The organism is Micromonospora sp. NPDC049257, from assembly GCF_040678915.1.
Lineage (GTDB): Bacteria > Actinomycetota > Actinomycetes > Mycobacteriales > Micromonosporaceae > Micromonospora > Micromonospora antibiotica.
The window spans coordinates 241810-261595 of the sequence record NZ_JBFAQU010000001.1; the positions used below are offsets into that span (position 1 = coordinate 241810).

The window sequence follows — 19786 nt, forward strand, 5'->3', positions numbered from 1 at the left end:
GAGCTGCGCGGCCGCCTCCAGCTGCAGGTGTCCCGGGGGTTCGCCGCGGCGTACTCACCCGACCGGGTCGACTACGCCCAGCTCACCACCCAGACCAGGCACGCTCACGTGCTGCAGTACGAGGTGCTCGAAGCCGGGCCGCACCGGTGGCGCGGCTACCGGATGTGGATACCGCCGTTCGGCAGCCCGTGGGTGGACGAGATCGTCATCATCGACCCGGAAGCGCTGAGCGTCCTGGAACCGCTCTACCGCGGCAAACGGGCTTCCGTGATGTTCCAGGAGTTCGACGACACCATCGGCGTCTGGACCGCCCTCGCGCGGGCGCTGCTGCCCGCGGGCCTGGTGACCGAACTGCGGCAACGACCGGCCACCGATCCGGTGCGGCTGCTGGTCGTACCCGGGGAGCATCTGGCGTACCTGCCGTGGGCACCCCTGCTGCTGGACGACTCCGGCGAGGCCGATCTACTACTGCACAAGGCCGTCATTCACGTCGTCCCCTCACTGAACCTGCTGCACCCGGCGACAAACGCGGCACCCGGGGGCCAAATTCTCGCCTACGCCGACGCCTGGGCCCAGGAGATGGTCCAGCGCGGCGGCGCGTTCGCCACGCCCTGGCGGCACCTGCGCGAGTCCCTGCCCCTGATCGTGGTCGGTTCGCGGGAGGAATTCGAGCGGTACCTGTCCGATCCGCGCGTCAACGGCATCTACCTCGCGGCCCATGGCGACGGCACGGGCCTCGCGCAGAGCATCAACTTCAGCCAGGGCGGCAAGTTGTCGGCGGCGTCGGCGCTGCGGTTTCGGTGGCCGCGATCGCTGGTGTTCGCCTCCTGCTTCGTCGCGAAGGTCGAACACCAGGCGGGCCACGAACCGCTGGGCCTGGCCATCGCGTGCATGCTCGGCGGCTGCCGGTCGGTCATCGGTGGCCTAGTCGAGGTCGAGCGCCAGGCCACCGGCGAGATCACCACCGATGTGACCATCGCGGTGGCGGCCGGTGCCGACCCGCCAACCGCACTGCGGGACGCCCAACGCGCGTACCTCGATCGGGAAGGTGCCCTGATGACGAATGAGTGGGGCGGACTCGTGTGCATCTCGACCGAGTGGAGGTCGGCGTGACCAGTGAGCGTTGTAGGAGTGACCTCAGTGGCCGGTGTCGCTTCGAAGCACCGCAAGGGTGTTTGCGAAGGAGGCGGTGAGGCTGGCGAGGACCGCTTTGCCCTTGGTTGCTGTGGCGAGGGATGGTTCGCCGATGACTCCGGTGTCGGTGTAGCCACGCATGCCCAGAATGAGTAGGTCGGGACGTTCCGCACGGTGGTCTGCAGTCCGATAGGTGTCGCGTACGACCTCCGGACACAGGTGTAGTAGGAGGGAGGTTTCGATCTCCCCGGCGTGCATGTCGTCGTGGCTGCTACTGGCTAGTCCGGCCTCCCGGCGGGCAGTTTCCCAGTCCTCCCGTCTAGGGAACAACGCCATGCGGCGCCCATCGACGTTGGCTTCCTGCACGACGTTGGCCAGGATGTAGTTCCCGCCATGGCCGTTGACCACGACCAGCCGATCGACCCCCGACCCGCGCAACGATGCGGCGACGTCGGCGATGATGCTGGCCAGAGTAGACGAGCGGATGCTCACCGAGCCGGGCCAGCCGGTGTGTTCCTGCGAGCAGCTCACGGTCACCGGGGGCAGGAGCATCAGGTCGTAGGCGGTCGCTGCGGCCTTCGCGATGGCGCAGGCGACGATCGTGTCCGTCAGCAGAGGCAGGTGATCGCCGTGCTGCTCGAAACTACCCACCGGCAGCACCGCGACATCCGCGTGGCGGTTGGCCTCGTCCGTGGTCGTGGCGGTGGTGATCAAGTCCATGGTCAGAGTCTGACCGTGGAAGCGACGAGGGAGAAGGCGCTGTTGAACTTGACCGCCTCGTCGGACGCCGTTTGCCCGGCGAGCCGGGCATGCAAGTGATGCAGCGGGCGCATCGCGCGTGCGGAGTTCGTGGTGGCGGTCAGAGTGAGTGCGTGACTTCCCTCCACGCTCGCCTCGGTCAGTCGGCCGGCAGCGGCGTAGGCCAAGGCGAGCCAGGCACGTGTCAGTGCCTCGTCCTGGCGGTAGTCGGCGGGCCATCCCTCCAGGATTTCCTTCAGCGTCCGCGCCGCCGGACCGACCAGGCCGAGGCGTAGCAGACAGTAACCCTCGTAGGCTCGAAGGTAGGCGAGGGTGCAGTGGCGGCCGATGGTGTCCGGGTCGTCCTCACCGACTTCTGCCGCACGGTCGACGAGCCGGTGAGCGGCGTTGATCGCCGTCAGTGAGCGTGTCTGATCGCCTTGAAGTGCGTGTCCCTGGGCTTGGCGGATCAGACACAGCGCCCGGTCGCGATCCGTGAGCGGCACGAGGGACTCAGCAGTGGCGGCGAGCGCTACGGCGTGATCTCCATCGAGACGATCCGCAGCCTGCTGCGCCTGCCTCATCAACACGTAAGCGGCCATCCGCTTGTCCGCGGCCCTGTGCGCCAGTCCGAGAGCTCGATCGAGCCAGTGCGTCGCGGCCGTGACGTTCCCAAGGTTGTCGGCGGCCCATGAACCGAACTCCGCCCACCTGGCCTCCACCGCCAAGAGGCGAGGCTTGACGTCTGCGGTCGCGTCGTGCCGGTACCGGCGGATGACAGACGACTCCCGACAGACGATCTCGTAGATCTGCCGAGGCCCGAACATGTTGTGAGAGACCGACAGGAGCCGGAGCATCTCGATCCAGTGCAGAGCCAACACCGGATCCACACCGACCGGGGCATATCCCACGCCGGGCCACACGACCCGGACGTCGGCACCTGCCTCGTGGTCTACGCCGGTCGAACTCCCGCCGGACGCTGGCACCTGCACACGGGCGACCTCACCCCACCGTGCACGTTGCCCAGCCTCGGCCTTCTCCTCGTCATGACGCTGCTTGAGTCGCCGGTACTCGTCATAGCCGGCAAGCAACTCACCACCGGCGCGCAGCGCTTCATCACAACGCTGCCAGAACACCCGATCCGCCACCTGGCTACCGCACTCGACCCCGGCAACGGTGCTCCGCGTGCTGTGCACCCGCGCCGCCACATCCGCCTGCGTCACACCCAACGCACGACGGCACTCCGCAAGCCTCACACCGAGAGCCCGCTTCACCTCTCGGACCTGCCGCGGATCGATCACGACAACCTGACCCCCACGACGTACGCCGTCAGCACGAAAGACAATTGACGCAGAGCGAAGCCACCGTAACCGAACTCCACCCCACCAGGCGAGCCTCCACCGTTGCCCACCCGCACCACACCGCAACGCCTGCCATCACGAACACGCCCGCGCACCCAACCGGACGCCACCCGACAGGACCGGACGCGAGGGATGCTCGTCGCACGAGCACCCACCGAGCACCCAACCGACCACAAGGGACACAAAAGCAAAGGGGCCTGACCGCCATATCGGCAGGTCAGACCCCACATGATCTTGTGCGCCCGAAGGGACTCGAACCCCTAACCTTCTGATCCGTAGTCAGATGCTCTATCCATTGAGCTACGGGCGCCCGGTGCTCGACCAGTCTACACAACCGGTTTTGCGCGGAGACTCCGGGATTCGAACCCGGGAGGGGCTTTAAGACCCCAACCGCATTAGCAGTGCGGCGCCATAGACCAGACTAGGCGAAGTCTCCTCGGTGACCCTGCGGACCACCGCGGACGAGGATACAGGTCCGCCCCCACCCGGGGCAAAGCGACTATCCCGACCGACTGCAAGCCCTGCTGGGGATCGTGCCGGAGGGTCAGCCCGGAGGTGGCTGCGGGGCGGCGGCCGCCCTCCCACGACACCGCCCCGCACGCGTATTCCCGCGTGTGCCAGGTCACGTTCGCGACTACGCTCCTGTCCCATGCAGGAGCAGCCGCCGAGCGACCCGCCCCGTCGCCCCGCCAGCGACCGGGCGCGTCGCCGCTCGCCGGAGGCGACCTTCACGCCGCCGCCCGTACCGCCCCGGCAGCAACAACCTTCCGATGACGAGGCGACGCCCCGGCCGAAGCGGAGTCGCCCCACGAAGGCGGCACCGGCCGTGCTGTTCCAACCCCCCGCCGACGGGTCGCCCGTACCATCGCCGCCGCCTGCCGCCCGACCACGCCGCGCGGCCGACGGTCCGCCGGCAGACGAACCGACCAGCACGGCCGACGGTCCGCCGGCAGAGGAGCCGACCAGCACGGCGGGCGGTCCGCCGACCGCACCCGCGCAGCGCGGAGGGGACGAGAGGTCGGTACGCGACACCGCCCCCGCCGCGGGCAGCGCGCCGGCACCCGCCGCGATCCCCGGGTCGCCTGCCGCGCGACGCACCGCCCGCAGCCGGGCGGCGGGGGCGGCCGCCGGCAGCACCACCTCCCCACCCCGGCGAGAACTACGGCCCGACCCGGCCGAGGGGCCCACCACAGTCCCCGGCACCCCCGATCCACCGCCGGAGACCGCTGTCTCGCCGGAGACGCCGGAGACGCGTGTCTCGGCGGAGACGCCGGAGTCAGCTGTCTCGGCGGAGACGAGCACGCCGACAGAAACAGCCGCTCCACAGGCACCGGTTCCGCCACCGAAAACGGCCAGACCGGCACAGAAGTCCACGGCTTCGCAAGCGGCCACACCGACGACGACCACGCCGGTGGTGCCGGGCACGCCGCCACGGAAGCGGGCCCCCCGGAAGGCGGCCCCGGCGGAGGAAGCCGGCCCGACCACCCGCCGGGCTGCGCCCCGCAAGCGGGCGACCTCACCGACGAAGAAACCGGCACCGCCGGAACCCGCCCCGGCGGCGACCACCAACCCCACCGGGGAACCCGACCCGACCATCGGGCAGCACCCGGTAGCAGGGCCCGACCTGGCGGGCGGGCAGCGTCCGCCCGCCGGATCGGAACTCGGCACCGCGCCGACCGCCCCCGGGCCGGCCACCGCCGACCTGGCGGAGCACGGCCCACGAGCCGTGCCCCCACGGCCCGACGCCACCGGCGCACCTGCCGAGGCGGCAGCGGACCCGGACGGCGTGCCATCGGGGCGGGTCGAGCTGGCGGTGCTCCGGGCCCGGCTGCTGGCCCACCCGGGATTCGCCCCGGAGCTGCTGGCCCTGGCGGCGGTCGAGGGGATCGGGCCGCGCGCGCAGACGTGGGCGCGCGGGCTGCGGGAGGCGTACCCGGATGCCGGTCCGGACGGGCTGGCCCGGCTGGCCACCCGGCGGTTCGTCAGGTGGGCCGGGGTGGGTGGGGCGACGGCGGCGGTGGCCGGGCTGTTCGCGCCGGTGGCGGAGCTGACGGCGGTGCTCTGGACGCAGTCCGCGCTGGTGCTGCACGTGGCGGCGGCCTACGGGCGGGACCCGCTCCACCCGGACCGGGCGGTGGAGTTGCTGGTGCTGACCCAGGTGCACCCGGACGCGGACAGCGCCCGTGCCGCATTGGACTCGGCGCGGGCGGCGGACGGGCCCGGTGACGGGCCATGGCCGCGTGCGGCGGAGGCGGCCTGGCGGTTGGCGGCTCCGCTGGCCGCGCAGGCCGGGGGCTGGGCTGCGCTCCGGCTGGCGGCCCGGCTGCTGCCGGGGGCGGCGGTACTGGCGACGGCGGCGGGTGACGCGGCGGCAACCGAACGGCTCGCTGCCCGGGCGGTGGCCTCCTACCGGCCGGCCCGGGTCGGCCGGTAGGGCCGGCCCCCACCGAACCCGCTCACCGTCGGCGGCCTCCGCGGCACTTCAGTGACCACCGCCGGAACATCGACAGCGGAGCGGCGCGGCGACAGGAGGGCGGCGCGGGCAGTGGGTGGCGGCGGTCAGAGCCAGTCGAACCAGTCCTTGGGCAGCAGCGAGTAGCCGACGAAGGCGACCACGTCCAGCAGGGTGTGCGCCACGATCAGCGGCATCACCCGCCGGGTGCGCAGGTAGAACAGGCTGAACACGACGCCCATCACGGCGTTGCCGACGAACGCGCCGAAGCCCTGGTAGAGGTGGTAGGAGCCGCGCAGCAGCGCGCTGGTCGCGATGACCGCGCCGATCCGCCACTGGAGCTGGCGTAGCCGGGTGACCAGGTAGCCGACCACGATCACCTCCTCCAGCACGGCGTTCTGCACGGCGGCGAGGACCAGCACCGGCACCGCCCACCACAGCGGCGGCAGGCCGGCGGGGACCAGGGTGGCGTTGATGCCGAGCTGCGCCGCCACCCAGAACAGGGCCAGGCCGGGCAGGCCGATCAGCGCGGCCAGCCCGGCGCCCCGGGCCAGGTCGGACCCGGGCCGTCGCAGGTCCACGCCGAGGGTCCGCGCCGGGTCGCCGGGGTCCCGTGCCAGCAGGTGTACGGCGAGCAGCACCGGCAGCAGCGCGAAGACGATGCCGAGCAACTGGTACGTCAGGTCGAGCCAGGGCCGGGCGGACTGCGAGGTGTTGAGCGAGGCGGTCTGTTTCGACAGCGGCCCGTCGGCGGTCAGCTTCGCGGTCAGCGACACCACGGCGTAGACGGCCGACTGCCCGAGCGACAGGCCGAGCACCAGCAGGGTCTCGGTGCCGAGGACCCGCCGGGTCACGGGGCGGGTGGGCTGCTCATCGGTCACCGCACCACTCTGCCCGACGGGGTGGCCCGATGGCACCGGCCGGTGGCCCCGGACGAGCCGATCGCACATTCTGTGCGACCGCTATATACGCTCCGTGGACATTCTATCGGGGCCCGATCCGCCGTCAGGAGGAGGACCGCCCCCCGTGGACAACTTCGCTCGGCTGTTGAAGGAGAGTTGGACCCTGGTCGAGGAGGACCGGAACCGGCTGAGCGGTCGTTTCTACGCCCGGCTGTTCCTGCTCGATCCGGAGCTGCGCCGGCTGTTCCCGGCGGAGATGACCGGCCAGGGTGACCGGATCCTGGACGCCATCGTCACCGCGACCCAGGTGATGGACGATCCGGAGAGCTTCGACGAGTACCTGCGCTCGCTGGGCCGGGACCACCGCAAGTACCACGTCGACGCCGCGCACTACGCGACGATGGGGGTGGCGCTGCTCGACGCGTTGCGTACCACCGCCGGTGACGGTTGGAGCCTGGAGTACGACCAGGCGTGGCGGGACGCGTACGCGGCCATCACGGCGACCATGCTGGCCGGGGCGGAGTCGGACGAGAATCCGCCGTTCTGGCACGCGGAGGTCCTCACCCACGAGCGGTACGGCACCGACACCGCCGTGTTGACCGTCCGCGCCCTCCAGCACCCGCTGGTCTGGCGGGCCGGCCAGTACGTCAGTGTCGAGGTGCCCCGGCACCTGCCCCGGGTGTGGCGGACGTACTCGGTGGCGAACGCCCCGAACGATGACAACGTGCTGGAGTTCCACGTCCGTACGCCGGCCGGCGCGGGCTGGGTGTCCGGGGCGTTGGTGCGCCGGACCAAGCCGGGTGACCTGCTGCGGGTGGCCGCTCCGATGGGGTCGATGACGGTGGACCGGGATTCCGGGCGGGACATCCTCTGCGTGGCCGGCGGGGTCGGCCTGGCGCCGGTGAAGGCGATGGTGGAGGAGTTGGCCGGCTGGAACCGGGCCCGCTGGGTGCACGTGTTCTACGGTGCCCGGCACGCCGACGAGTTGTACGGCCTGGCCGGCCTGGAGGAGCTGGTCGCCGCGCATCCCTGGTTGTCGGTGACCCCGTCGTGCAGTGACGACCCGGGCTTCGACGGCGAGCGTGGGGACGTCCCCGAGGTGGTGGCCCGGTACGGCCCGTGGACGTCGCACGACTGTTACGTCTCCGGCTCAGCCGCGATGGTCCGGGCGACGTTGCGGGCGCTCGCCGAGGACGACGTCCCGCCGCAGCACATCCGGTACGACACGTTCGGCAACCTGTAGAGCTTTACTCCCCCCGAACCGGGGCGCGTGCCCCCGCCCCCTGGGGCACGCGCCCCGGTCCCCTCCGTGCCCACCCGGATCAGCGTCCGGGGCAGGGGTTCAGGCGTTGCTGTCGCGGTACTCCTCGACGGGGACCAGCGGCACGCCGGGTGCCATCCGGTCGGTCCAGGCCCGCCCGTCGAGGTGGTCGATCTCGTGGGCGACCAACCGGGCCATCCCGTACGCGAACGAGGTGATCATCCGGCTGCCGTCCCAGCGGGCGTGTTCCACGTCGACGCGCAGTGGGCGGGGCACCAGGCCGCGGTGGTCGGCGGTGGCGAGGCAGCCCTCGTACTGTTCGACGGTTTCCGGGCTCTCGGCGACCAGCCGGGGGTTCACCAGGACGACCGGCGGGGCGGTCCGGTCGGGGGGGCGCACGACGGCGACGGCGACGTCCAGGCCGAGCTGCGGTGCGGCGAGGCCCATCCCGGCGCTGAACGTGTGCACCTCGTCTGCCTGGGCCAGCAGGTCGGTGAGCCGGCCGGCCACTTCGCGGGCGGCGGCGGCTTCCCGGGGCAGGTCGAAGGGGCGGGCCGGCCGGCCGGACGCGGTGGCGTCGGGGGGCAGCACGCCGAGGGCGCGCAGCCGGTCGGCGGGGCGGGCCGGCACCTGCGGCGTCGTCTCCGCCGGCTCCTGGCGGAACCGCCACTGGAGGCGGAAGCGGGTGTTGAGCGGCGGGTCGTCGGTGGACCAGTCGAAGACCACCCGGTCGCCCCGGTCGTGTCGGCGGACCGGGGTGCGCAGTGGCCCCTCGTCGGCGGAGAGCGAGGTCTCGACCCCCCAGACCCGGGGGTCGAGGGCCGCCGGGAGGTCGAGCCGCACGGCCAGGTGCCGGGTGGGCAGGCGGACGGCCCGTTGGAACCAGGGGCCCCACTTGACCCGGCCGACCCGGTAGGCGTATTCGACCTCGGCGCGATCGCCGGGGTGCAGCGGGAACGGCCCGTCGGCGTTCTCGAACAGCAGCCAGATCTCCTTGTACGCGTCCCGGTCGTGGCGGACCCGCCAGTGCATCGGTTCGCGGCCGCCGTCGTCGTGGTGGATGGCCCGGAAGCGCAGCTCGGCGAAGGTGAGCGGGTGTTCCCGGTGGTGCCGGTTGGAGCGCCCCGGATCGTCGGGCCACCGGTCGACGGCGACCCGGACGAGGTAGCGGGTGACCGGTTCGGTGCCGGCGTTGTGCAGTCGACGACGGATCACGCACCGGTAGGTGCCGTCGACCAGGGTGAGGGTGGCGGTCTCCTGTTCGACGACGAGCCCGGTGCCCGGCGGGAGCCACCGCCCGGGGGGTGTCGGTTCACGTTGCCCGGGAACGGCACGGGCCTGGCGGAGCTGGTCGTACTCGCGGAAGCACTGCCAGATGACGCCGCCGGCGTCGAGGACGGCTTCGGCGCGGCGGGCGAAGTCTTCGGTGGGCCGGTGCCGACGCCCCTCGACGTGACTCACGTACGACGGGTCGAAACCCATCAACGTGGCGAGCTGTTTCTTGGTCAGCCCTCGCCCCGTCCGGTGCCGGGCGAGTTCCGCCGCGAACGAATCGGCGGCCCGCTCCAGGGGAGAGGTCGTCATCAGCTTCCTCACGCAAAGCAGCCGGGACGACAAGTCTTCACGTTTTCTCCGTTTCCCCGTACCGAACTGGCACGTTGTCGACATATGCCTTGACACCGCCGGCGTTTTCCGCGCCTTCGGTCGGGTAGTAGCCGAACCGGGCTGATCCGTGCCGACCGGACGGCCATGGTGATCCCGACCTCCCGATCCGCTGCCGGAGAGGCTTCCCTCAGGACCCCAAGCATGGTTAGGCTAGCCTTAGCTTCACGGGCGACCCCTCCGGCACCGGAGTGGCCGACGAGACCTCCGCCACCCACGGCGGACGAGCGGTGACGGGAGGGGGTCGGGATGACGGCGGTGATGCCGGGCCAGGATCTCGCCGGGCGGCTCGCCCCGGTCACCACCACCCTGCGGGCCATGTTCGGCACCGACGCGCTGCCCGGCCTCGCGCCGGGTCTGGTGGTGGCGGACGAGTTCGGCTGGAGCCCCGCCACCACCCTCGTCGACGGCACCCGGATGCCCGAGTTCCTGCGCGCCGCCGCCCGCCGCTGGGGTGGCACCCCGCACGCCTGCGCCGCGCTGGCCTGGAAGTCCTACAGCTACTGGACGGCGCTGCCGGTGGTGCTCGGGTGGGCCTCGGCCCGCCGGGTGCCGCTGCTCGACCCGGCCGACGTGCTGATCCACTTCGAGGACCACCGGCAGCTGCTCACGATGGGCCTGCGCCGCTCGACGACCGTCGCGGTGCTGCCCGGTGACCCGCTCGCCCTCACCGGCCAGCCCGGGGTCCGGGTCGCCGCCGACGAGGCCGAGCTGCTCGGCCTCCTGCGCGCCTCACTGCTCGACGCCCATCTCGCCCCGATGGTCACCGCGATCCAGGCGGAGGTGCGGGTGGGCGCGCGTACCCTGCTCGGCTCGGTGGCCTCGGGCATCGCGCACGGCATCCTGCGGGCGGCGGACGCCCTGCCCGGCCCGTCGGTGCGCACCATCGACACCCTGCTCGACACCCTCGGCATGGCCGACCTGGTCGAGCTGGTGCCCGGCCGGGGCGGCGAGCCGACCGTGCAGCGGCGCACCTGCTGTCTCGCCTTCACCCTGCCCAGCCCCAAGGTCTGCCAGGGCTGTTGCGTCCGCGCGGCCTGACCGGCCCGCCCCCGCTCAGCCCGTGAGCGGCCGGACGTCCCAACGCCACACCCCACCGGTCCAGACGGGGGTGATGCCGGTCACCGCGGTCATCGCCCGGCGCAGCGCGTCGGCGTGCGGGTGCGGGCCGAGGATCACCACGCCGGCCCGCCAGTAGCGCAGGTCGGTCACGGCGGCCCGTCGGTCGGCGGCGGTGACCGGTGGGATGGTGCCGGTGCGCGCGATCCCGCCGAAGAAGTTGCTGGTCCGCCGGTACGGCGCGGTGAACAGGGCGGCGTCCGGCTCGGGCGACCACGGCCGGGTGTCGGGGGCCAGGAAGTAGCCCCGGGCCAGCGGCATCTCCAGCCGGGTCCGGGACGACCACCGCAGCGGGTCGGCGTAGGTGTTGTCGGGCAGCGGCAGGGTCACCACGCTGCGGCCCCCGGTGACGTAGGGGCGCCACCCGCCGGAGGTGACGAACGCCGGCACCGGGTCGAGGCGGGTCGCCGGCAGCGGGGTCGGCAGCAGCGGCAGCAGGGCCATCAGCAGGACGGTCGCCGTGACGAAGCGGATCTGTCGCCTGGCGGTCGGGTGCCGGTGGGCGAGATCCCGGGCCCGCTGCACGCCGAGGGCCAGCAGCACGCCGATGATCGGGGTGATCGCCAGCGACCACCGGGTGGGCACCACGGAGTGCAGCAGGGGCAACTCCTCCAGCAGCGCCCAGGGGGCGGGGACGCCGGTGTTACGCCCGTTGAGCTGCACCTCCCGGCCCAGCGACAGGACGGCGAAGAGCAGCCCGAGCGCGGCCAGGCCGAGCACCAGGGCGTTGCGTCGCAGCCACCAGACCAGGGCGACCGTGAGGACGACCAGCGGCCAGCCGAAGAACGCGTTCTCCTCGGTGGGGTTGCGGGCCAGCGGGTCGGCGGACCGGGCGTCACCGGCCAGGGACTCCCGCGACCAGCCGACGAACGCCCCCAGGTCGGTGCGGTAGCCCCGGATCAGCCGGGACAACCCGTGGTAGGAACCCGGCCCGAAGAGCTGCACGTACAGCGGGTAGGCGAGCAGCACGGCGGACAGCAGCGCGGCCACGCCCAGCCCGGCGAGGAACGGTCGGGCCGCCGTACGCAGCTGCGGCCGGCCGATGACCAGGGCGCCGGTGACCGCGGCCAGGGCGATCGCCGTCATCAGCAGGATCTCCAGGTTGAGGAAGGCCTGCCAGACGATCAGCAGGCCCAGCAGGAGCCCGTTGCGCAGCCACCGGCCCGGCTCGGTCAGTCGCAGGGTGCGCCAGATGATCAGCGGTACGACGAACTGGGAGACGATGTTCGGGTGGGCGTTGGCGTGCGACACCATCGCCGGGGCGTACGCGCAGAAGGCTGCGCCGAGCCAGGCCGGCCCCCGGGACCGGGTCACCACCCGGGACAGGAAGAAGTACCAGGCGGTGCCGGTGGCCGCCATTCCGAGGGTGAGGAAAAGAAGAAAGGACCAGTGCGGCCCGAAGAGCATGGTGACCGGGGTCATTGGTATTGAGATGGATAATACGGAGGTATTCGCCATCAGATTCACGCCGTCGGGCACGTTCATCCGGTCCGAACCGAACGGATAACTCCATTCCGTGACGACCCGAGCGCCGTGCGCCATCATCCACTCGAACTGCGCCTGGTCCGACCGGTTGTCCCGCACCCCGGCCCCGGGGTCGCGCCACAACCGGGCCGTGACCCACATCGCCAGCGCGAGATAGCTGGCCATGGCGAGCGCGTCCCGCCGCCACCCCGCCCTCGCCGGACCCCCCGCCGCCGGGGCAGGTGGGCGACGCGGGCGGCCCGTCGGGAACACCCGCCGCCACCTCCGCCGGACGACACGCCGGGTCGGCACCGGCTCGGCGTCCCCGACGCCGGACCGACCGGCGACAGGCTCCGATTCGGAAGTAGTCATGACAATTCACAGCGTAGTTGGCCTATGGCGGGCACGTGACATGTTTCGGGTACTGCCGTACTATGTGCCGGGTTCGCCGACCGCCGATCACGTGCCCTCCCCCGACCACAATTCGGCCTTCACAGTGCCCCGTTTCCTCCGCCCCTCGCGCGGATGATTCACTCTGTCGGTCCAGGCGCGGGTCAGTCATATCGTGAGGAATCGACGCATGGTAGAAATCACTGGGGATCAGCGCGTCCAGTCAGAGGTCCTGGAGGGCCTCGCCACCGCGGTCAACCACCGCCGGTGGTTCGTCGAACTGGCGGTGCCCCACCTCGGTGACGACCCGATCGAGATCGGCAGCGGCCTGGGCGACTACGCCCTGGAGTGGGCGCGGCACGTCCCCCGTTTCACCGCCACCGAGGCCGATCCGGACCGGCTGATCCTGCTCAAGGAGCGACTGGTCGACGAGCCGACGATCGAGGTCCGCGAGATGCTGCTGCCGCACCCGGGCGGCGGCGACTACAGCGCGGCCGTGTCGTACAACGTGCTGGAGCACATCGAGGACCACGTGGGTGCGCTGCGCAGCATGCGCGACCTGGTCCGGCCCGGCGGCGCGGTGATCATCATCGTGCCGGCGTTCCAGTTCGCGATGGGCCCCGCCGACATCGCCACCGGCCACGTGCGCCGCTACACCAAGAAGACCCTCGGCGACGCGATGACCGCGGCCGGGCTGCGGGTCGAGACGATGCACTACGCCAACGCCCTCGGCCTGATCGGCTACTTCATGGCCACCAAGGTCTTCCGGCTGATGCCGAAGGAGGGCCCGATGGTCAAGGTGTACGACACCCTCGTGCTGCCCGCCACCAAGGCCGCCGAGCAGCTCGTCCGGCCGCCGTTCGGCCAGTCCGTCTTCGCCGTCGCCCGGGTACCCGGCTGACCGTGCCGCCCGCCGGCCCCGCCCACGCGGGACCGGCGGGGCACCGCTCACTCCTTGATCTGGTACGTCGGCCGGATGACCGCCCGCGCCAGGGTGTGGAACGCCAGGTTGAAGCCGACGTACGCGGGGCTGGCGTCCGGCCCCACGCCGAGCGTGTCGACGTCGACCGCGTGCACGGCGAAGACGTACCGGTGCGGACGGTCACCCGGCGGTGGGGCCGCGCCGCCATAGCCGGTGTCGCCGTAGTCGTTGCGGACGCTGAACGCCCCACCCAGGTCGGCCTCCTGCACGCCGGTCGGCAGGCTGGTCGTCGAGGCGGGCACGTCGACCAGCACCCAGTGCCAGAAACCGCTGCCGGTCGGGGCGTCCGGGTCGAAGCAGGTCACCACGAAGCTCTTCGTCCCGGCGGGGAAGCCCGACCAGGCCAGGTGCGGGGAGACGTTCTCGCCACCGGTGCTGCCGTGCGCGTACCGGGCGTCCATCGGCTCGCCGTTGTGCACGTCGTCACTGGTCAGGTCGAACGACGACACGGTCGGCAGCAGCTCGTACGGGTCCGGGGCGATCGGTCGTTCCAGGGTCATCGGGAAGGTCCTTCCGGTGTGCGCGTTTTCCTCTGCCCCTTCTTACCCCGCCGGGCGGGGACGACGAACCGGAAGCACCGCGCACCGTCGGGCCGCCAGAATGAGGGGACGCGGCCGACGGGCCGGTCGACGACCGGGAGGGCACATGCGGGACACCGAACGTGAGGCGGAACTGTTGGAGGCGGAGCGCCGCCTCCAGGCCGCCCAACGGGCCGGCGACGTGGCAGCACTCGACGCCCTGCTCGACGACCGGCTGATCGCCGTCGGGCCGGACGGTCGCACCTTCGGCAAGTCCGACGACCTGGCCGCGCACCGCAGTGGCAGTTCGGTGCTCGACGAGCTGGTGGAGGAGGAGTTGGAGCTGCTCGTCGCCGGGACGACGGGGGTGACGTTCTTCCGGGGGCGGGTCAGCGGCACCTTCGAGGGTTCGCCGTTCGCGGCGCGGCTGCGCTACACCCGCACCTGGGCCTACGACGACGGGTACGGCTGGCGCATCCTCGCCGCCCACCTCAGCCCCGTCCCCTGACTGCTGACGTGCGGGCACCCATCCAGCGCCGTCAGCCGCCACGCGGGACGGACGTGACCCGTCGTGCTGGCGGCCATCGGGGAAGGTCTCCCGGAATGGGAGGTACTGACGTGCGTCAATGAGCGTCGTTGCCTGATTCACTGGCCCACCGGAGTGCAGGTGCGCACGCCACGCCCGCCTGCGCGTGTCCTGCCACCCCGAGCCCTCATCCGCGGGCTCCTGGTGCTGCACGATCCGGCCAGACAACAAGCTGCACACATCCGGCCAGCAAACAAATGTAGTCGCGCCGGAGCAAGAATGACTCTTCCGCCGCCACACATCGCTGATGTTCGACCGATCTGGCGCAGTTCGTCATACGGTTCCCCGCTCGACTCGACGCGGCGCAGCGGCTCGATACGTGCGCTGATCGACTCGGACGCACCGCGAAACGCGAAAAGGTCCTGCCCGACAGACTCGTCGGGCTGGAATGGCCGGAAGCGGGAAGCGATCCGTAATCCACTCGACCCTGTCGGGACCGATCGACTCCATCTTGTCGACCACTGGCCGCCAATAGCCGAGCCGACTGTACCCAGGCTGGCGCGAAGACCGTCGACGGTGGCGGTACGGCGGTGTCAGCGCAGAGCACCGCATCACACCACTGCGGGCATTTTGTCTGATTCACTACTTAAAAGCGATAGAACCGCTAGGTTGCACCTTGACAGCAAGAAGGAGGGTAACTGTCACCCCGCAGCTCCAAGTGTCGGACTTCCGACACTACTACCGGTGCACTTTCGGTAACTTCATGCAACCCCTGCTCGATGAAGTTACCAAAGGCGGACCCTGAGTGCCCCGTGGAAAAGGCAGCGCAGCCGAGGTCCAGTACCTGCGAGACGGCGTCGAACTCACTCAGTACGGAGAGGAAGGAGAGGATTTCCGCAACTTCCTGCGGGTAGACATCGGTGAGACCGAGATGTCATTGATCATCGGCAGGCAGTCCAAGATGGCGGTGGCGCTCCTCGTTACAAAAGCTGCACCACCTTGGGCCAAGGCTCGGTACACCACCGTCGGCGCGCTGCGTCAAGCCGGCTTCGAAGTCGTCCACTCACCCACCCGGGGGAATCCCCTCCATGTCTCGGTCTTCCCACCGTCTGGGCCATATGGGCCTACCGAGTGGGATGACGGTATGGCGATGAGCTTCGACAAGTGCTTCACTGAGTCCACGGGAGGTGATACTCGTGAGTAAGTCGGTTCTCCCAAAGTTGGGCAATCTAGCGTGGGCACCGGTCACCTCGGTGGAGGAGGTCGAGATATTCGATCGCTACAACGGCGTACCCACCCTCGGCATATTCAGAACGGGCGGCCAGGCTCATCTGTTCTGGCGCACACTCGGCTACACCGGGGACATCTCCCTCTGGCTTTATGTTCCGCTGTCAGACGGAGATCAGGAGGCCCTCGGTGACGACGAGGGTCCCGGCCTGCTGGACGGAATTGTCTACCAATCGGCAAGGCAGCGCTGGGTGACTGTCGGCGTCGCCGACTACTACCGGCTCATCTTCGAGCGCGAGTGGAGCATTCCGCCCAACGCGAAGCACGGCCAGATTCTTCGATCGCTGATCGAGGATGTAACGGCGGCCCTTCAGCTTGCGATCGATGGAGGACTTCCGCCCGGCAGGAAAGAGAACTTCAAGAAGGCGCAGGACGCTGTCCGCCATCTTGTGGCCTGCTGACCACCCTCATTGCCGCTTCCTGCCGACCGGCAGGAAGCGGCACGCGCCCCGAGAAGCACTCCGGTGACGCTTCGCGACCTCTGGTGACACGAAAGGACGCTCCTATGGCGTGTCAAGTGGGTGGGGTGGGTTTTCGAGGCGTCGGTAGAGGTCTCGGGCGATGTAGCGCTTGAGGCAGCGTTTGATCTCTCGGTCGGTTTTGCCTTGGGCTCGGCGGCGGTCGGCGTAGGCGCGGGTGCGTTCGTCGTAGCGCAGTCGGGACAGTGCGACGGTGTGTAGTGCGCGGTTGAGTTGCCGGTCGCCTGAGCGGTTGAGGCGGTAACGGGTGGTCTTGCCGGAGGAGGCGGGGATCGGGGCGGTGCCGGCGAGCATGGCGAACGCGGCGTCGTTGCGGCAGCGTCTGGGGTGGGACCAGGCGGTGAGTACGGTAGCGGCGACGATTGGTCCGACGCCGGTGAGGTCGAGCAGGTCGGGCCGCCAGGAACGCACGATCGCGCGGATCGCCGTTTCGTGGCCGGCGGCTTCTGCTTCCAGTGTCCGGATGCGTCGGGCGAGGTCACGCAGCACTGTCAGCGCGGTGGTGGCCTCAATGTCACCGCTGGTGGTGGTGGGTCGCAGCCGGCTGGCGGTGGTGATCATCGCGCGGGTGCTCTGCCCGCGGAAGCGGGTGCGTACTGCCTCCGGGGCGGTGATGACCATCGCGTGTAGCTGCCGTTGTGCGGCGGTGGCGGCTTCGACAGCCGCTCTGCGGGCGGTCAGTCGCATCTGTAACGCGGCCCGCTGAGGCCCGGTTTTGGGCTGCGCCAGTGTGGTGCGGGCCAGGGCGTCGCGGGCGGCGCGTTCGGCGTCGATCGGGTCGGACTTCGCCCCGGCCCGGCGGGCGGGCCGCTTCGGGCGGTCCAGCTCGATGACCAGCTCACCGGCATCGGCCAGGTGGCGGTGAAGGCCGGCGCCGTAGCCGCCGGTGCCTTCGAGTGCCCAGGCCCGCAACCCCGACTGCCCATCGGCCAGGGCCACCAGCTCAGCGTAGCCGTCGGGATCGGTGCTCACCGTGACCCTGGCCAGGACCCCGCCGGTGCGGGTGTCGAGCACGGCGGCGGTGTGGGTGTCTTTGTGGGTGTCGACGCCGATGACGACCTCGACCAGATCTGCCAGCATGGACATGCGTTCTCTCCAAACCGTGGGGACGCAAGGGTCCGGTCCGGTGCGGAGATGGCAGGACTGTGATGAGACACGCCAGCCGCTAACTGGCGGTCAAGCTCCTGATCAGGCCAAACGTCTCCCGCCGGGTCGGACGCCGGCAGTAGCAGACGGACAAGTCCGGCCGAAGGCACGAAACCAGTCAGGCGAAGGGTCACACCTGCTACTGCCGACCATCAGCTCACCACTGATGAACCGACCCCGCCATGCTCACAGTCAGCCGAGGACGTGCCCGCGCCGTTCGAGCAGGCTCCATGAGCGGCTGAAGGCGGGCACGCATGGACGGCGCACACTGCGAGACGCCACCTGGCAGGGTCAACACTGGTGAGGGTGCGTTGCTGCGGCTCTGGACGCGGAGGGTGTGGGATTCGAACCCACGAAGACATCGCTGCCTTACCGGTTTTCAAGACCAGCGCCATCGGCCACTAGGCGAACCCTCCCGGACCGCCACCCACGGGTGCGCGGCCTGTGCCTAGTCTGCCACGAACCGCGTCCGGGCGAGCCGGCCCATCACCGTCGGGCGGGGTTCGGCGTACCGGAAAGGGGTCCTTGATCCATGGCATGACCAGCGTGACCTCACCCGGTCGGTCCACTGTGGCCGAATTTCCGGCCGTCCTGGGCGAGCGGTGGCCCGCCCCGGACGACGGGTGGTGGATTTTGCCGACCGAAGGTGGCCGCAGTGGCAGTTGTCGTCAGACCGACGTGTGTCACCGCACCGCCACCGTCGACGACTGCGTTTTTGGATCGGATCGGGTAAGACTGGGCCATGCACGCGATCACGATCCCGGAACCCGGTGGACCCGACGCGCTCGTCTGGGCGGAGGTGCCCGACCCGGAGCCCGGTGCGGGTGAGGTGGTCGTCGAGGTGACCGCCAGCGCGGTGAACCGGGCCGATCTGCTCCAGCGGCAGGGGCAGTATCCGCCGCCGCCGGGTGCGCCCGCGTACCCCGGGTTGGAGTGTTCGGGGGTTGTCGGCGCGCTCGGTGCGGGGGTGACCGGCTGGGCGGTGGGTCAGCCGGTGTGCGCGCTGCTGGCCGGCGGCGGGTACGCCGAACGGGTGGCCGTGCCGGCCGGGCAGCTGCTGCCGGTGCCGGCCGGCGTCGACCCGGTCGACGCCGCCGCGCTGCCCGAGGTGGCCTGTACGGTCTGGTCGAACCTGGTCCGGGTGGCCCACCTCGGCAAGGGCGAGACGCTGCTGGTGCACGGCGGCGGGAGCGGGATCGGCACGTTCGCGGTGCAGTTCGGTGCGGCGCTGGGCGCGACCGTGGTGGCCACCGCCCGGTCGACCAAGCACGGCAAGCTGCGGGAGTTGGGTGCCGCGCACACCGTCGACTACCGGGAGCAGGATTTCGTGGAGGAGGTCCGGCGGGTCACCGACGGGCGGGGCGCGGACGTGATCCTCGACATCATGGGTGCCTCCTACCTGGGCCGGAACGTGGCGGCGCTGGCCGACGGCGGCCGGCTGGTGGTGATCGGCATGCAGGGCGGGCGCAAGGCGGAACTGGACCTGGGCGCGCTGCTGGCGAAGCGGGCGTCGGTGGCGGCCACCGCGCTGCGCTCCCGTCCGCTGGCCGACAAGGCGGACATCGTCCGGGGCGTCCGGGAGCAGGTGTGGCCGCTGGTGGAGTCCGGCGCGGTCCGACCGATCGTTGACCGGCGGCTGCCGATGCGCGACGCCGCGCAGGCGCACCGGCTGGTCGAGTCGGGCGACCACGTGGGCAAGGTGCTGCTCACCACCGGGTGACGGCCCGGCCGGACCACGAGGTGGTGCGGCGGCAGGAGCACCGCACGGACCCCGGACCAGGCGCCGGCGGCACGGCCCACGCCAGGCGGGGGTACGGGGGTTACGGCTGGTCGGTCGGCTCGGCGGTGTGCAGGCCGGCAGCGCAGCCCAGAGCCCGGGAGCGTTCAGGCCGGCGGACGCGGGCCATCGCGGCGGGGCAGCACCAGGCGGGCGCCGGGGCCCTCGCCGGCCAGCGTGTCGCCCGGGTTGTAGAGGGTGCAGCGCTGCAACGACAGGCAGCCGCAGCCGATGCAGCCGTCCAGGTCGTCGCGGAGCTTGCCGAGCAGCTTGATCCGTTCGTCCAGCCGCTCCCGCCAGGTGCGGGAGAGGGCGGCCCAGTCGTCCGGGCTGGGGGCGCGGGACGAGGGCAGCGAGTCCAGCGCGGTCCGGATCTCCTCCAGCGAGATGCCGACCTGCTGGGAGATCCGGATGAACGCCACCCGGCGCAGCTCGGTACGGGCGTACCGACGCTGGTTGCCGCCGGTGCGGTCGGCGTTGATCAGCCCGAGGCGTTCGTAGTAGCGCAACGCCGACTTGGCCACCCCGCTGCGCGCGGAGAGCTGCCCGATGGTGAGTGACTCGTGCATCATGACCCTTGAGTTGAAG

16 protein-coding genes and 3 tRNA genes are annotated in these 19786 nt (G+C 71.0%); 8 read left to right on the plus strand and 11 right to left on the minus strand.

Annotated features, from left to right (window positions below):
- The first annotated feature begins 270 nt into the window (after positions 1–270).
- Positions 271–1113 (plus strand): CHAT domain-containing protein, encoded by an 843-nt coding sequence (locus AB0K25_RS00930; protein ID WP_363818244.1) that lies wholly within the window; start codon positions 271–273, stop codon positions 1111–1113.
- Positions 1114–1137: 24 nt separating this feature from the next.
- Here AB0K25_RS00930 and AB0K25_RS00935 read toward each other — a convergent pair whose 3' ends face one another.
- From AB0K25_RS00935 to AB0K25_RS00950, 4 genes are all read right to left on the minus strand, one after another.
- Entirely contained in the window at positions 1138–1854 is a 717-nt protein-coding gene (locus AB0K25_RS00935) for a creatininase family protein (RefSeq protein WP_363817611.1), read from the minus strand.
- 2 nt (positions 1855–1856) lie between these two features.
- Complete coding sequence (locus AB0K25_RS00940; protein ID WP_363817614.1) at positions 1857–3173, minus strand: helix-turn-helix transcriptional regulator; 1317 nt, start codon at positions 3171–3173, stop codon at positions 1857–1859.
- A 297-nt stretch (positions 3174–3470) separates the two neighbouring features.
- Positions 3471–3543 (minus strand) — tRNA-Arg (locus AB0K25_RS00945).
- A 35-nt stretch (positions 3544–3578) separates the two neighbouring features.
- Positions 3579–3669: transfer RNA gene (locus AB0K25_RS00950), tRNA-Ser, on the minus strand.
- Between the two features lie 978 nt (positions 3670–4647).
- Here AB0K25_RS00950 and AB0K25_RS00955 point away from each other — a divergent pair.
- The gene (locus AB0K25_RS00955; protein ID WP_363817617.1) at positions 4648–5667 is read left to right on the plus strand and encodes a hypothetical protein; all 1020 of its coding nucleotides are present in this window, start codon (positions 4648–4650) and stop codon (positions 5665–5667) included.
- A 125-nt stretch (positions 5668–5792) separates the two neighbouring features.
- Here AB0K25_RS00955 and AB0K25_RS00960 read toward each other — a convergent pair whose 3' ends face one another.
- The gene (locus tag AB0K25_RS00960) at positions 5793–6566 is read right to left on the minus strand and encodes a CPBP family intramembrane glutamic endopeptidase (protein ID WP_219465237.1); all 774 of its coding nucleotides are present in this window, start codon (positions 6564–6566) and stop codon (positions 5793–5795) included.
- Between the two features lie 145 nt (positions 6567–6711).
- Here AB0K25_RS00960 and AB0K25_RS00965 point away from each other — a divergent pair, with 145 nt between their 5' ends.
- The gene (locus AB0K25_RS00965; RefSeq protein ID WP_219465239.1) at positions 6712–7830 is read left to right on the plus strand and encodes a globin domain-containing protein; all 1119 of its coding nucleotides are present in this window, start codon (positions 6712–6714) and stop codon (positions 7828–7830) included.
- Between the two features lie 99 nt (positions 7831–7929).
- Here the strand turns inward: AB0K25_RS00965 and AB0K25_RS00970 are convergent, their stop codons facing one another.
- A complete protein-coding gene (locus tag AB0K25_RS00970; RefSeq protein WP_363817621.1) occupies positions 7930–9432 on the minus strand; it encodes a peptide deformylase in 1503 nt (500 codons plus the stop codon).
- A gap of 339 nt (positions 9433–9771) precedes the next feature.
- Between AB0K25_RS00970 and AB0K25_RS00975 the strand changes: the two genes are divergently transcribed.
- Positions 9772–10551: a hypothetical protein gene (locus tag AB0K25_RS00975; RefSeq protein WP_357538213.1), complete on the plus strand. Its 780-nt coding sequence runs from the start codon at positions 9772–9774 to the stop codon at positions 10549–10551.
- Between the two features lie 15 nt (positions 10552–10566).
- On the opposite strand, the gene AB0K25_RS00980 is transcribed toward AB0K25_RS00975, so the two are convergent.
- Positions 10567–12279, minus strand: coding sequence for a hypothetical protein (locus tag AB0K25_RS00980; protein WP_363817624.1), 1713 nt, complete (start codon positions 12277–12279; stop codon positions 10567–10569).
- A gap of 394 nt (positions 12280–12673) precedes the next feature.
- Between AB0K25_RS00980 and AB0K25_RS00985 the strand changes: the two genes are divergently transcribed.
- A complete protein-coding gene (locus AB0K25_RS00985; protein WP_219465242.1) occupies positions 12674–13384 on the plus strand; it encodes a methyltransferase domain-containing protein in 711 nt (236 codons plus the stop codon).
- A 47-nt stretch (positions 13385–13431) separates the two neighbouring features.
- Here the strand turns inward: AB0K25_RS00985 and AB0K25_RS00990 are convergent, their stop codons facing one another.
- On the minus strand, positions 13432–13965 hold the full coding sequence (locus AB0K25_RS00990; protein ID WP_219465243.1) for a YbhB/YbcL family Raf kinase inhibitor-like protein: 534 nt from the start codon (positions 13963–13965) through the stop codon (positions 13432–13434).
- Positions 13966–14110: 145 nt separating this feature from the next.
- Between AB0K25_RS00990 and AB0K25_RS00995 the strand changes: the two genes are divergently transcribed.
- Both AB0K25_RS00995 and AB0K25_RS01000 read left to right on the plus strand, forming a co-directional pair.
- Positions 14111–14491 (plus strand): nuclear transport factor 2 family protein, encoded by a 381-nt coding sequence (locus AB0K25_RS00995; RefSeq protein WP_219465244.1) that lies wholly within the window; start codon positions 14111–14113, stop codon positions 14489–14491.
- 1271 nt (positions 14492–15762) lie between these two features.
- The gene (locus AB0K25_RS01000) at positions 15763–16197 is read left to right on the plus strand and encodes a hypothetical protein (RefSeq protein ID WP_357538201.1); all 435 of its coding nucleotides are present in this window, start codon (positions 15763–15765) and stop codon (positions 16195–16197) included.
- Between the two features lie 102 nt (positions 16198–16299).
- On the opposite strand, the gene AB0K25_RS01005 is transcribed toward AB0K25_RS01000, so the two are convergent.
- Both AB0K25_RS01005 and AB0K25_RS01010 read right to left on the minus strand, forming a co-directional pair.
- Positions 16300–17361 carry an IS110 family transposase gene (locus tag AB0K25_RS01005; RefSeq protein WP_219468313.1) on the minus strand — a complete coding sequence of 354 codons (1062 nt, stop codon included), beginning with the start codon at positions 17359–17361 and terminating at the stop codon, positions 16300–16302.
- Positions 17362–17750: 389 nt separating this feature from the next.
- Positions 17751–17837, minus strand: a tRNA-Ser gene (locus AB0K25_RS01010).
- A gap of 326 nt (positions 17838–18163) precedes the next feature.
- Here AB0K25_RS01010 and AB0K25_RS01015 point away from each other — a divergent pair.
- Entirely contained in the window at positions 18164–19141 is a 978-nt protein-coding gene (locus tag AB0K25_RS01015; RefSeq protein ID WP_219465251.1) for an NAD(P)H-quinone oxidoreductase, read from the plus strand.
- Between the two features lie 164 nt (positions 19142–19305).
- On the opposite strand, the gene soxR is transcribed toward AB0K25_RS01015, so the two are convergent.
- Positions 19306–19767, minus strand: coding sequence for a redox-sensitive transcriptional activator SoxR (gene soxR, locus AB0K25_RS01020; protein WP_363818247.1), 462 nt, complete (start codon positions 19765–19767; stop codon positions 19306–19308).
- Positions 19768–19786: the final 19 nt, after the last annotated feature.